This is a genomic window from Endozoicomonas sp. ALC020 (genome assembly GCF_049275935.1).
In the GTDB taxonomy this organism is placed as follows: Bacteria; Pseudomonadota; Gammaproteobacteria; order Pseudomonadales; family Endozoicomonadaceae; genus Endozoicomonas_A.
On record NZ_CP184830.1, the window covers coordinates 4,679,745 to 4,695,517 of the forward strand.

The 15,773-nt window shown below is 53.9% G+C and carries 1 protein-coding gene (only partly in view); it reads right to left on the minus strand.

The annotated features are described in order from the left end of the window. A protein-coding gene (locus ACOJUO_RS17495; RefSeq protein ID WP_422137649.1) for a TcdA/TcdB catalytic glycosyltransferase domain-containing protein crosses the window boundary here: on the minus strand, positions 1 to 15,773 show its 3' portion. It continues 12,841 nt past the right edge of the window; 15,773 of the gene's 28,614 nt are visible here — the last part of the coding sequence; its start codon lies off the right edge, out of view; it ends in the stop codon at positions 1 to 3.

Below are 15,773 nucleotides of genomic sequence, written 5' to 3' on the forward strand. Positions count from 1 at the left end.
TCAGCCCATCCCTATCCTAGTTAAAGGTTGCGGAGTCGTCAGATTCTGTACCATTCTCTGGCTTGTCGATGGGATAAACGACGGGTTCTCACCACTGCGATTGCCTGACTGGGCGTTGAGTTCCTGAACCAGGCGCTGGTAGTTTTGGTTCAGTTCTGTGTCATTCAGGCTCGCCACCAGGGGGCGCTCACTCAGGGCTTCACCCGCATTAACGTCGTCTTTCTCACCTCCGGCCAGACTGCTCAGGTAATTCAACAACCGTTGCCCACTGCGAATGATCCTGTTCAGAAAGGTCAGGGTTCCGTTGCCTGCACTCTCAGCGGCCAATGCACCTTCTGCGCTGCTGTCACTCAGCGAGCGCCTGCCACGTGACTGTGGGGTGTCTACTTTCGCAAGCACCTCGTTCCTGCTGAGCACCCTGTTATTGACGATCAGGCGCTCAATGGTCTCGGCTTCCTCGCTGAAAAAATTTTGCACCCGAAGGCTTCGGGTGGCATTGATCGGCTTTGTGCTAGTTTCACTGTTTTTCAGCAGGCTATCATTCGGCAAGATAGTCAGGATAAGATCCCCGCCCGACTTTTTATAGTCCAATGTCCGGCAGTCATGGGTATTAATTTCGAGCTGGTCAGCCGTGCCCGTGGCGTTTGCCAGAAGCCATTGGCTGTTATCCGTGTCATCGCCAGAGAAACGGTAAGTAGCGCTTTTTTCATCGATTAAATACTGATGTCCGGGGATGGTTTGCTCTGAAAGTGAATAACCCGACTCGAGTCGTTGACCGATCATTTCCTTGTTATCCAGAATGCCGTCATCCAGTTCCAGGCTGTCTGGCCAGCCATTGGCGAAGATACGGTCAGGATCCTGCCGAGTGCCTATTCTCACCAGCGGGTCGACACCAGACACCATCATTTTTATGCCTTCAGACGACGGCAGACGTTGGTTGATGATGAGTTTATCAGCGGCATAACAGTTCAGCTTCCGAACTTTCCTGGCTGGCTTGAGGGCTTGCCTGGCCAAAACCATCTGGCCATCCCGATAGAGGGTTAGAAAACCACTGTCATTTATTGTCATGGCCAGGTGCTGACGGGAGGAGGTAAAAAATTGCCTGACTCTGCTACGAAAGACCCTGAAACCATCCGTTAGCCTGATCTCCAGTCTCCCGGATTTCAGGCTCAGGCTGATGGCATCAGAGCCGTCAGCCCCGGCAAAATGAATCAGTTTGTCGACCCCTGTTTGTCTACGGATCCAGGCCGCCAGCATAAAGCGGCCACCGGTGACCGGAGGCGGCATCAGGTGTGACAAACCGGCTGGACAAGCAGCCCGGTCACCGCTGTCAGTGGCATTGCGTTGATCCAGCGAACGCCAGCTTGCTGCCTGCAAATCCGCAAGGCTGACGCCAGTCATTCGAACACGGTTAAACGAAGAGGGAGCAAAGAATAGCTTTACTACACCATTTTCTTCTGCATTCTCCAGCTCCAGACTGACAAGATTATTGCCGGAACCGGGGTGAACACTGACACCCCTGCTTTTGAGATGGAAAATATCATTTCCCGAATCGCCGAACAGTCCGGCCTCCGGCTTGACAGCACCCGAGACGAAGAACTCGTCATCACCTGGCCCGCCATGTACCGGTGCCGTAACATTGTCAAGCTGATAAGTGTTGTCCAGCCGTTTATCAACTGTCAGCCTGGAGTGATAGTAGTCCCGAAGGTTTTTGCCGCTAAGCAGCCTGCTTCCGTTGTTGGCCGGATCAATCGTTGTCAGGCGCCAGAAATGCCATTCCAGGTTGTTGATAAAGTGCCCGGTGGCCAGGCTGCCATCCTCGCGCGCACAATGGGGAACGTGCCGTAAATCGATGCTGAAAAATATTTGTCCATCGTTGTTCACTTCCAGACGGCTATAATTTCCGGTCAGTTTCCAGTCAAGATTTTCAGGTTGTACCCCGTGCAATACCAGGGTATTCCCGTTGTCCCGGTCTATGATTCGGGTACCATTGGCCTGTGGGTAAATAACGTAAATATCCGGGCCCAGGTCGCCGGAAAGCAGGTCAGGCCCCAGGTTTGCCACCATCCGGTCAGCTTTCGGGCTGCCATAATGCCGGTTGTATCCGGTTCCCCCTATGGTGGTGGTGATTGAACTGTTGCCCTTGATGTGGGTAGAGAAAATATTGAAAGTGTCATCACCAGCGTTTCCATCGACAACGAGGCCGGTGAGGGCCGGGATTTCGAAAATATCGTCGCTGCGCGGGCCCTTGAAAATCTCAAAATTTCTGACAGTAGAATCCCATGTTTGATAGGTGACCTGAGATCCGGGTAGCCTCAACGTAAGGAACAGACGACTTTCGATGTTTGTTTCCGCAGAGCAGGGTTGCGAATCGGTTACACAGGAGAGACTCACTGGTTTTGTTTGCACAGACAGTTCGAGCCGGACAAATTCCGGGGTAAGGGCTGCCTGGCTTAAGTCCAGTGTGTCCCTGCCCGGACCACCGTTAAAATGGATATAGGGCGGCAGCTTCAGAAGAAAAAGGTAGTCATTTCCCCCCCGGCCATTAAAACTGCGCAGGGAACCTCTGGATACATAAACGTTATCTTTATCATCGCCGGAAAATCTTATGTTGCCCTTCCCGGTGTCTTCCAGGATAAAGTTTTCGACCGTTAAACCATCCTTCAGGTCGACAGTCACATCACGACGAACAGGCAAATCAAAGACCAGTGTATTGGCACCGCTACCGCCGTCCAGCAAGGTACCCTTCTGCCAGGGGGCGTCAATGATGACCCGGTCGTCTCCGTCCCCCATTCTTATTGTGTCCAGGCCACCCCCGGTGTTGAAAATATCCGTACCATTGCTGCCAAAATAGCTATCATCACCCGGAGTCCCGGCAATCTGGTTGATCCCACTGAATACCGTCTGATGATAACGCCAGCTGCCTGTTCCATTCGTATTCTGCCATCGGGTCTGAACGGTCCCTTCCGTCACATTGACGGTTATCCCATCCAGTTGATAGGTTGAACTGATGACCTTGACGCCAAGACTCCTGGAGTGTTTGTTCAGAAGCCGGGTATCATAAACAACATAACGACTTTGGTCGTGTATTAACTGATTATACCCTTCCCCGCCAGCAGTAACGTTGGTATTGCCCATGCCGACAATAAACTGGTTATTGCCTCCCATATCCTTTAAACGATCATGACCTCCCATGCCAATTAATACGTTATCCGTAGACGGGTTGCCCGTCAGCTGATCATTACCCGGGCCGCCGAAAATGATGGGGATGCCAGAGTAAGAGTCTGAAGACAAGTCAAGGTGAACCGTCGGCAAAATCACAGAACTGTGGTATGAGGGAGAGGCGCTGCATTGGTCACGAAAATAAGTATTAAATCTATAATCCAGCTCCAGCATGGTCAGGGTCTTCGCCATTAGCTGACCGTGGAACAGTTTGATCCATGGTTTCGAGCTGGCCCATTTCGCCGTATTTTGTCTATTGATTTTTTGTCTAATGACACTTGTTGGTATGGCAAATAATGCCTTGGGGCCTTGTTGTTTTCTGCCACCGTCCGCATCGGTTTTAACCAATTTTAAATCCAGTGAGTGCCATGGTCTTAAAAAGACAACACCGTGCTTCTTAATGGGGGGGATTTCACCTTCAAAAAGCACCTGCTGCTGGCCAAGCTGCAAGGTCAGTTTGCGCAGAATACCTCTACGTGGATAGCAACGGTCAGAGACGAAACCAAACTCAATCACCAGATTGGTATGACTACTTCCCTGACTGCCAATCCGGTGCAGGCCAGCGCCCAGGGTCTTTCCCTCTTTGGCAAGGCTCTTCAGCTCAGTCTTTTTACGCCATTGATCCCGGGGGAATTCACTTAAGGGTTTTTCAGGATAACGATTCAAGAATGCCAACATCTCCTCTGTGGAAAAGCTATAGTCGTCTGTTCTCTTTATGATCCGGCAAGGCTCTGTGCCTGCATTAAGATAAGTCGAGAGGGTGGTGTTCCTCAGGTTGGTCAGGGCTTCGGTCATTGACAGGGTAGAGTTTTCGCCCGCCACGTCCTCCCAGTAAAAACTTCTATTGGCATATGGCGTATCGAAACTGGATAAACCAGGAGTGTGAAAGTCAAGGGTTGTCTTCTTATGGGGTTCAAAATCGTCAAAAACCAGATTCAGGCTCTCGTCAAAGGTATTGATCGTCAAGCTGGCTAACTTGAAGAAAACGTCACCGCACACTTCACCAAAATATCCCCATTGGATAACCAACAGTGGCCATTTTCCTGTCGAAGGCTCCTGCCGTTTATGGACGTGAATTCGGTGGTTACCAAGATGGCTGCCGGGGCGCAACAGAATGGTGTCCGCGTGAGTACCCGTGAAAACCTCGTGGCTACTCTCACCCTCACCCTTGCCCTCACCCAGTACCACTGTATTAAAACCGCTGCGCAACCGGATAGCAGTGCTTCCGCCAATGGCAACCACCGTGTCATTGCCGCCCCGGACATCGACGGTATTGGTGCCATTGGTGACAATGAAAACATTATTACCGTGGTCTCCCCAGAGGCTGTCATTGCCCGGGGAACCCTGAATGATCTCCACCTGTTTCAGATATTCTTCCTGTGACCCGGACCGATACTCGCTGGTAAGGTCCAGCTTAAGACCCTTTTTCCGGCCAAGGTAAGAAACGGTGTCCGTGCCAGGACCGCCATCGACCCCGTTCTCACCATCCCCCAACAACGCCTGGTCATCGCCCGAACCCAGGGCTATCCAGTTAATCCCGTTGCCATTGCTGGCATCGACAAAATCATTCCCGTCTCCGGTATGAACCTCATTGCCACTGCCCCATAAGTAAATATTGTTGGGCTGGGCAGTCCCGATCACATTCACACCCATCGTCGACCCTACTACATTTTCGACATTGGCAATCGACCCTCCGGTATCCAGTAGCTGTATGACCGTTGCGTAAAATACAGTGGCCTGATCGGGCCTGGGCCTTTCGCTGCGCTCTCTCAGTCCAGTCCTGCTGAAATAATACAGAAGCCTGCTGGAATCCAACAGGTAAGCGCCCTGTCTCGAAATATACATATGGCCCTTTATTGAAGATCCATCACCATGCTCGGCGTCCCTGAACCTGACTTCCCCAACGTAAAAGTATTCCTGAGGGCCGTAATGATCAGAAATCCGTTCTACTTTCGTATGCTTTGCGTCATACCCCATCAGATAATATTCGGGCATTAATTTTTTATCACGCCCAGCACGTCCGTAATCAGCTCTTATCTGTGACAGGGTGGCAATGTACATTCTGTATGGGCGCACATTTTTGTCGAGCCTTGGTCTGACTGGATTCCTATAAAAACCTGATGGCGACCCACGCATGCCAAAGCGCCTTAAAAGGTATGATGAACTCCATCCTTCATCGCCATCCGGCGCATCGCGATCAATTCTATGGTCTTTAAGATATTCGGGAAAAAGGTTATCCCAGCGCCAGGTTTCCAGGTTAACCTCAAATAATGTGTCAGATTTCGTCCAATTAAGACGATCGTAATTCTTTCTCTTGTGTTCATAGAAGGCTCCAGAGTAGCTAAAATAAGGAATATTGATCTCGTTGCGTGGCAAGATCAGGGTATCATTGCCAGGTCCTCCATAAAGAATCCCCTTGCCCAAACCCGGTTCAAGCCGGTCATTTCCTTTACCACCAAACTGCCTTATATAACCAAGGTCGTCTATAAGATGATCATCACCGGGGCCACCGTACTGAACCCTGCCGTTAATAATGGTGTCTCTACCCGGACCGCCGTAGCCAACACCACCGCTATAGGGCAGATGGAGCAAATCGTTACCACTGCCCCCATGAGCCTCCCCTGACTGGCTGATCTGGATAATATCGTTGCCGCTGCCCCCTTTCGCTATGCCTTTCTCAAGCTTCAACCGGTCATGGTCTGATCCGCCGTACAGCTCCCCCTCGTCGATGATCAGGGTGTCATTGCCACCCAAACCATAAAATATCTTGTAGCCTTTCTTGCCAAGCATGTAGTCTTCCAGGTTCGTCCCCACCTTTGTGAGGCGCCGGTTGATCCTGTCGATAAAGGAAAGGCCTTTTTCGGTACCAGACAGTGATCTCGTTCGGGATACCCATAATTCCTCCAGGTCATCCTCATACATCCTCTGGTGAAGGAACGCCTCGGCATCGGCATGGTACTCAAACCTTGAAAATCCTTTTTCTTCAAAGTCCTCCGCCATGTTGTTAATGTGTTCAGCGAAGCCATCACTTTTCAACACTGCATCGAACTCCTGCCGGGCATTGTTTGGCGGCATAGATGCCGCGATAGCGGTCTGTATGATAGTGAGCAGGTAGCCGATCAGGTCGATAATAATTCCGCACTTGCCACATAAAACGTCCATAACGGCGCCCACAACATCAAGGGCAATCGAAATCGCATCCAGGGCGATCATTACTTCGTAATAAGTGACCTGTTCATCGTTGCCAGCTGCTTTTGCCTCATCTCTGGCCATTTTATTAGCGGCTATGGACGTAGCGGCAGTAGTAATGGAAAGCACATTGCCAGCTACCGGCGCCAGTCTGGTCGCAAACCTTGAGGTTTTTGCAACCTTGGTGGTGTTTTCTAAAGCCTCGACAGAAGAGCCCGCTGCACGGCTTCCCCCTTTGCTCACTTGTTTGCCCACTTGCTTGCTGTTTTTACTCAGCAGCCAGTGGCTGGTCATCGCCAGACCATAAACTGAACTGCCGATCGTCAGGCCGGCCCCGGCATAGGCCAGATCCCGGGCTTCATCAGACAGTGCGTCGCCGTATTTCTGCAGGTTCCCAATGGTCTGAACAGCACCGACGAGGCCTGCTATGGATTGCCCTGCGCCGATAGCAGCTTTGGTACGTCCGTATGTTTTACTTCTCTCCAGTTTCCCGAGACCCTTGCTAAATTTCCTGAGCCACTTCTTCGACCTGCCTCCCGGCGCTGTGTCGTCCGGACTCTGGGGATCAGCACTACCGGGATTGTTCTTGTGGGTCTTGAGCTGCTCCATGAATTCCGGGTTGCCAAGCAGCTGATCTTTTACATAGCGGGTGTCGTCAGCACTGTAGCCCGAGTCGTTAAGTAAAATGACCACCCGGTCAATGATTTGCTCTGGCGTCAGTCCCTGCCGTTCCGCCAGCGCTTTCCGGAATAGATCAAGCAGCTTCCTGCGGAACTCCGGATTGTCCAGAATGTCCTCGGTGGCCACTGCGGCAAAACGCTCCTGTTGCATCAGCAGGAAGGCGTCTGCCAGCAACCCTTTGTCTCCGGCAGCCTGCCTGACAGTTTTAAAGCGATCACTGAACTCAATAGCATCCAGGTGCCCGCTGACCCGGTCCATCAGAGCCATCACCGTCTTGACCGGTCCGGAGCCGTCGCACAGCACACAGTCTGGGGCGGGCAGCCTTGTTGCCTGACCGGCTGGCAAACCCGCCTTGTCCAGTCTCTTCAGGGCCTTGCGGAAATCAGAGTCGGTCATATCAACGATGTCAGCCAGCTGGCCAAACTCGATACCGCCCCTGAGTGCGACAACGCTGTCGGCGATATTCTGGTGAATCTCCCTGGCCAGAAGACGGGCTTCGGAAGAGCCCTTGCGGTTCAGCCTGTTCGCCAGCCCGATAAAGCTGGTCAGACGGTCCACCAGTCCGGAAAGCGTCAGCTTGCCTTCCTTGACAATGAACTCACTGACCAGTGACTCTGGCGACAGGCTGTCTATGTCCTTTGGCAGCCTGATCCGCTTCTGTTGCAGGGCCAGGAATGTTTTTGCCTGATCCTCCGGTTTTTGTGCCTGGGCGGCTTGCAGCAGAGCCACTGCTGCGGCAGCGGTCAGCGGACTGGCATCACCGCCGTTGCCCACCACCAGAGTCCGTTGCCCAGGCATCAGGTAGGAGGCATCGGCGGTGATTGAGGGGTCGGTCAGCACCCGAATCGTCAGGTTGCCAGAGGTCAGTGAAAATTCCTTTTTCCCGGCCAGGTTCAGCAGCCCGTTGAGCCGCTGGTAAAACCTGGAAGAAATCTTTTCAGGCAGGGAACCCAAGGCGCTAACCTCTGCCACTAGTAACTTCCCGGCGACGGTTTCGGCCAGGCCTGCCGGGATGGCTGACTGCCGGACATATTTCAGGAAATCATCAGCAAACCGCTGCCGGTTAGCAGAGTCCATATTTTCAATAACCGCCTTGACCTGGTCGCTAACATCAATGTCCCCCAGTTCAATAAAAGCCTTATAATGACGCGCCAGCTGTGACAGATAAGCCTTTGTGACCGAAGCGTTTTCAGCTGGCTCAAGAGGCTGGCGTAACAGCTTCTTCAGAGCTCCCTGTGACTGGGATGACATAAGCGGGAAAGGATTGCCCGGGCCTGCCGGGGTTATTTTTATATAACGCCGGGCACCGTCTGCCATAACCACATGACGAAGGCTGCTGGCGATGGTTTTAATGGTCTTATCCTGTCCCGGTAAACTCTGCACAAACAGTGGCTCTCTACCTTGGGCGTCCTGCTGCCGGTTAACAGGCAACTGGAAGGGCTTTTTGACGCTCTTTCGCAGTCTTACCGCCTCTTCGAACAGGGTGCGCACATCCTCATTCATATTGGCCATCAGGCCAGTGTCAAAACTCTCCCAGCCCAGCCCCCGGGCAACATAAGTACAGGCTTTTGCCAATGAGGCGGCCATGGATGGCTCCGATACCACCCCTCTGCGCGGAAGCAACGTCAGATTTCTGATGGCATTGATATCGCTGTCAGGCAGTATGGCCGTGACCGCATCGGTCAACCCCAGGTGTATCTGGCTGGTTGGCTGCCCGTTGCTCCCCAGTACCTGTTCCATCTTCCCGTAGATAAAATGAACCACCAGCGACTTCAGGTAATCGCTGATAACGGGCCTTAGCCCGAAGTGTTTGTTAATGGCCTTTTTCCGTTGTGACAGAAGCTTTTCCGCCGCCGCCCGACTTAACCCCAGCAGTTTCGAGTCGAGCAGAGATTCCATGCCGGAACCGACACTCCAGAATGCCCGGTAATCCACGTCGACTTGCTCTGAGCCGGAGGGCAGGGTGGTGTATTGGGTGATTGAATGATCGAATGGCCGACTTAACTTTATGGCAACCGGGGAGCGTTTTTGGTTGATGGCCCTGTTGAACAGATCGCTGTCACTGATCTTACCTTCATCATCCTTTGCAAGGAGTTCCGCTGTTGCCAGAATCCTGTCGATGTTATGGATCTCTAAATACTCCAGCGCCCTAAGGTAATCAGCTTTCGTACCTTCAGCCAGTAGCAGGTTATGATAGCCTTCGACCAGTTGCCGATAGAGGCTTGTTTCAGAAGGGGTGGCAGCCAGAGTGAGTTCGTATTGCCGGGTCAGTCCCAGGGGGCGCGACTCAGCGTCAGGCACTGTCTCGCTGTTGATCCCGAACAGCTCCCGCACCTGCTGGCGCAATGCTGACAGCGACCCACCACCGCCCTCAAGGGCCTTTAACAGACCGGCACCGACCAGGCTGGTCAGGGTTTCCCGAAAAATAAACGGCTGGTTCCTGTCCTTCGTGCCCAGCAGTAACAGAGCACGGCGGCTGTTTTCTCCACTCACCTCGACACGGCTGTCCACAAACGACCAGACAGGTTTGGGGCTGATGCTCACTTCATAAGTGCTGCCATCGGGAATGCCTGCATCCCTGACGGGCTTCACAAACGCCTGAAGAAGCTCCGATAAACGGGACTCCCCCAGCCCCCGGGCAATGTATTGAATGTCATTTTGTAACTGATGTTTGCCAATACTGCCCCCGCGTTGCATCTCGCGATAAGGCTCCATATCGACCACCAGCCTGATCGACAAAAGACGGTCTGGCCAGTTATCGGGAAGCTCGACGCTAAAGACCTGCCTGCGGCCACCTTCGCTGCGGATCAGGGAGTAACCAGGGCCCTGCCCGGAAAAAGCCAGGTCATCGCGGCGACCCAGCGTGAAGATCTTTTGCCCATCGGTGGTCTGAACCCCGGCCTGGTGACGGCCCAGCCCGATATCGGGGATGAAAACCGGAGCCTTCCTGCCAGCTCCTGGCGGTATTGGCTGATTTTTTTGCAGGAGATCAAGCCATTTATTCGCCTTCAGGGCATTCATCCGCAACTCTGCGGGGTCTGTTGTTTCCAGATTCTTAAGCCGCCTGTGGAAAAAATACTCCACCAGTAGCGGCTCAGCGCCGGACGGGGTTTGCTGCCCGAACAACCCAATAAGGGTGTTATCCAGTTGGCCAGCCTGCTGTTGGGACAAAGGTGACAGTATTCCCTCGATCGCAGTCCGGTAATAGTCCGGGTCAGCCGCCGCAGGGAGCCACTGAAGCTGAGTCCGCAAAGCAGCCGCAGCCTGCGGGCTAACAGGAGACTCCTGCCTTAACAGCGCCAGCAAACCGGTCAGTTCATCCCCTGCCGGAGCGGACAGGGGGCCATTCTGGCTTTCAATGGTAATAAGATGCCGGTCACCCAGCAGGGTGACCTTTTGCCGCTCGGTGCGGGTCATCAAGGCAAGGTTTTTCCGGCTGCCAGTGGTGACCGGCACATTGCTGCGGGAATCCACACCAAGGGGGAGCTGTCCGGGTTCGCCCCATTCGTTGCGCAGGGCCCGTGCCTTCGTCAGAGCCTCCTCGGCATGGCGGAACCGGGTCAACAACGCCTGTCGTTCTGTCTCTGTGAAGACGCTGCCCTGTCGGTCTTTCAGGGCATCAGTAAGCACATCCCCAAGGTGCCTGGCCAGATGATTGATATCGGCCAGAGTCTTAAGCTCGGTGTCATTGAGCATGGACACCACCACATCCACCGGGTCAGCCAGCAGCCCGGGCTGCGCGGTCACCATGCCCCGGCTGACCAGCTCACTCCAGACCACCTGTGTCAACAGTGAGCGAAGGTTGCCCTGCGAACGGTCAGCCCCGGATAACCGGTCAACCCATTGGTTGCAACGATACTGAACCCGCTCGAACAGTAAACGGGTTTCCAGATCCCCCACCAGCTGACTAAAGCCGGACAGAGGATCAGCCATGGCTTGATAGGCAATCCGGACCCGCTGGCCTGTTGTCACGGTGGTTATCCCGCCCGCTGCAGTAACTACCTGAACCGGAGCCCGGGCGGCAGCCGTGCTCTGGACAGGCAGCAGGCCGAACTGCTTCCGAAGTTGATTTTCCAGTTGCAGCAGCGTCCGGTCCCCGGTGATTTTTTTCCCCTGCAACCAGGTCATGGCGATGGCCGGTGAGCCCGCCTGGTCGGTACTGGCCAGTGCTGCCCGACATAAATCCTTCAGCACAGAGGCCACTGCCCCCAGGTAATTACTGGTGGAGTGGCGCTGCCCGTCCAGTACCGCCGGGTCAACCTGCAGCACCACAAGCCGGTGACCACTGACGTCCCCGATGCTCCTGGAACGATAAGGTATCACCCGGTCAGCAGTAGCCTGACTGTCAAGCCTGACCACCAGCCTGAGCTGGGCGGGGGGCGCCATATCGGGCAACAGCTGACTGTCCAGCTCAGTCATACTGATGGGTCTGCTAAAACGGTCAGAGAATCCCAGGGCATTGACCAGCCGCTGACCGGCGGGGGTGGCAATAAAGACCCTCAGCTCGGACAGGAGCCCCCGGGCCTGATTCGCCAGTCGCTGGCCGGGGCGGTAGTCGCCAGGAAGGATCACCGCTATCCGGTCATCGGTACCCGCCAGGGTTCTTAGCTCGGCACTGTCATCTAACAGCAGGTGATCTTCCCGGCGGGCAGCGGCCAGCTGATCCCCCAGCGATGCTACCGGGTTGAGTTTAAACAGCCGGTTGGCATCTGACGCTGCGTTGTCGAGCCTCAGGCCATAAACCGTTCGGCCATGGTCGTTTTTTTCCAGCACCGGAACCAGGGTTTCCCCGCTGCTGTCGTAAAACGCTAACAGCCGGTCGCCGGGTTGCAGACTGACGGCGCGGTATTGACCGCCATCTTTCGAAATCAGCTGGTAAACCTGGCCGCTGGCACGCTTGACCGCTACCAACGTACCCGTCTCCGTCCCGGCCTGAATGACACGCTCAAAACGGGAGCCGCCGGTATCGTGGATACTGTCATAAACCGAAGTTTCGCCCAGGGGGGTGACGGTGATATCGGTGCCTGAGCGACTGAGCACCCGTTGCCACTCCCCCTGGTATGTCAGGAACTCAACTTTGTAATAAGGTTTGCCGGTGTCACTGATATCCGCACTGTCAATGTTCAAAAAGGGGCGATCCGCCAAATCTCCCGTCAGTAACAGCCGGGTCCCACAGCCGCCAACCCCACGCCGACAACGTCCCTTGTCTGAAGCATCCGGATCCTTCAGCCCAGCCTGCACCCCGCTGTCGGACTCAACCAGCTGGTACGTCGATGTTACAAACCCGGTTGCAGCGGTTACCCGGGCTGGCGAGGTGAGTGTTTTTTTAAGTGCACCTATATAGCTGACCAGTTCCCATTGATCAGGCACCTGACGGGTCAGAACCTTCTTCAGTAATTCCACTTGTTGATGGCTAATCCCTCCCCTGAACCGCGTTCTGGCATCATCCGGGAGGTTCTGGTCAAACTCGCGCAAGGCTTTGGCAAAGGTTTCAATATCCGGGTCATCCTGATGGGCCTGAATGTAGTCAGAAACCTTGTTCAGGCTCAATGAGAGTAATTCAGGCTCCCTGGAGAACAGCCATATCATCGCCTGTTTAAAGTCTTCCTGACTGGCGGGTGACCCAATGGGGCCAAAATGATGTGCAAGGGTGTCCCGGTTGTTGCCTGCCAGAAGGCTATAAAGAGGACTGGCCCGATTCTGCGCCTCGGTTGTCGAAACCCAGTAGTAGGCAGAGTCAAAACCAACGGCGTTGCCCAGTCGCGCCAGTTGTTCAGCATCCTCTGACCAGACAGACCGAAACAGGGCGGTATCCACCGCCTCGACACTTTTGGCCAGAGCCAGGGCATAAAACTGGCCGATCATTATGTCCAGGAACCTGTGCTTCAGTAACAGGTTGTACTTCATCCCAAGCTCAATCGTGACCGCCGTATCCCGGACCCGCAGCAGGGACTCCCGCAAAAGAATCTGAGGGTTTAACCGCCAGTGGACAGGCCGACCCGCACTCAGGTCAAGTGAGTCCTGCTTCTGGAGTTGCTGGCGATGGCTTTCCGGCTTCAAGTCAGTGAAAATTTTAATAAAATGCTCGACATCATTCCGGTAACTGTTGGGTAGCAGCTGACCATCCAACATGGATTGCCGGTACAGTCTCTCGCTGTGGCGCGTATCAAGAAACGACGGGGGAAACCGGTTACTGTGTGACCCGCTCAGCAGCATCGGGTGTGGATCTGGCCTGACCGGTGGTGCCTTGGCCTGACCCGTCAGCACTGGCACCAGAGAGCCTGCCTGCAGATCGAACTGGCTTCCCCCGTAGGTCTCCAGTTTCAAGCCATGGCTTCCGTCTTTAAGCGATTCCAGACTCCTGATGCGAAACACCGAGGGTGTCCCGGACTGATCATCCTGACTGATCTGGCTGTTCACTTCGGCGAGCTGGAGGTCGGTAAGGGCAAGGGCCAGCCGCTTGCTATCAGCCTCCGGATACTGCACGCGATATTGATCAAGCGCTTCCACCACCTTGAAACGCTGCAATTCCGGTAATGAGGAAAAGTGTTCTGAAAACCACGGCCAGTCGGCTTTATCCACCCTGGACATCGCCAACTTGATAAACGCACGGGTAACTTCCTGATCACGTCCCAGCCATTGCGGTTTCAACACCAGCTTGAGATGGCCCGCAAGATTATCGGGCTCAGCTGCTTTGCGGCTAAACAGGCGCTCCACATTGCCGCTTTGACCCGGCAGGACCAGGTTCAAAAGATAATGACCATCAGCATTTCTGGAGACAGGCTGCGGTGTGCCGCCCTCTGACACCATACCAGTCCAGAGTTCCCGATATTTTTGGTCATCGGCCAGGGGCAACGAGTAGGCATCCGACAGTACCGCAGGCAACAACCCGGCTCCGTTGGCAAGGCGGTAATCCAGAGCTATCCCCAACAGGTCTTTAATCCTTTTATCCACTTGCGCATCCGCAACATCGGTTACCTGTTGGAGGTCAGCGATTATCGCTTTCAGTTCATCAGTCACCGATTTCAGGCCATCGCGGTTGATATAGTGACTGAGTTTGGTTACGGCAGTGTCGGAAAGGTAGGTATGGATACAGTCTGCCAACCTTAGCCCCGGAAACAGGGCTCTCTCCTGTGGGTTGTCCCCCGACAGTCGGAACAACAACAGGGTAAACATCGACCTTAACTGGGCAGTGGCTACCCCATCGCGGCCTGAAGCCGGGGTAACAGCCTTTACCAAACGGTTGGCGGCCCAGAAGCTGGCCATCAACCGCTCACCCCCGGGGCTTTGGCTGCCAGCAAACAGTGCCACCACCAACGGCTTACCCAGATCCTCAAAGGGAAACTTCAGGGTGATCCCGGTGCCTGCCTCGCCGGTCGTTTCTGTCTGCCAAATTGTGGTCTGGTCAAAAGGCTGTTTTACAACAATAAAATCTGACAGGTCACCAGCATAATTATTAAAGTTTGTGGCTAAGTCATAGTGGGTGGCCGGGTGCGGCAGTTCCGAGATCACTTTACCCAGCGCGTAAAAATTTGGTTCCACCCTAAGCCTTTTCTCGTCCAGCTCATTCGGGGAAAGCGGGACTGTTATGAGTTGCAATCCCGGCTGTTTTCCGGTGAGCCATTTCATCATAATGGTCGGGCTTTCGAGCAGAGCATCAGGCTCAAGGTAGGGGACTCCGTAGGCTACGTTTTCAAAGATTAACCGGCCCAGTTTGCTCTCTTTTTTTACCGTCCCGGTGTTGGCAAGCTGTCTGTGAAAAGCTCGGACTAAATCCCAGTTTTTAACCTGGCCAGACAATGCCGAAACCGTTTTATCCAAAGCCTGAAAAGCGGCATCCAGGAAAGGCCGGTGCTGGTTCAGCTCATCGGGAGAAAGCGGGGCCGTGATTAGTTGCAACCCCGGCGGGTTTCCGGCATCAAGCCATTTCAGAGTGATCAAAGGGAAACCATTGATTTCTTTCGGGCTTTTGACCTGCAGGTTTTCTGACTTGGCAAGTTCGCGGATGCTATAGGTTTTTTCAAGGACTATCCGTCCAGATGCGGTGTCCTTTTCTACAGTCCCTGTGTCGGCAAGCTTCACCAGGGGGGCAAATCCCATTTGCTGGCGAACCATTCGTTCAATGTTTTTCGCATCAGGGAGGTCAGACTGACGGCCACCGTTTAGTTCATAGCCAGATTTAACCAGGGCAGTAAACACCGGGATCAAGCTGGAAAAACGGTTTTTTTGACTGGCTGTGGCATCGGGATTAATCACCACTTGCTTGCCAGTATGTGGTAACCAGACGACAATTTGCTGCTTTCCAGCAACAGCTTTAGGGGCATCAACGACCAGGGTCTGATATTTAAGTGTGGTTTCGACCTTGGTTCTCTTCAGGTAATCTTCGCCCAGAGGCGTTGCCAGGAAATCCTGAAGACTATCGACTAATGAAAGATACTCCGTTCCGCCATAACGAAAGTAAGCACGGCTCACTTTTACCGATATGTGCCTGTAAACCTCAAACTCAGTTATGCCATTGAACGAATCACGGTCATCATAAAACTGGTCAATAGTCCCGACCAATATCATTGTTTTCAGACCGGCAACTACGGAGGCTTTTTTCTTCGTCAGGGCCTGTTGCAGATAAGTGCATCCCTCTTTCCCGATAGCCTCACGCAGAACCAGACCCGCCCGTTCATCGG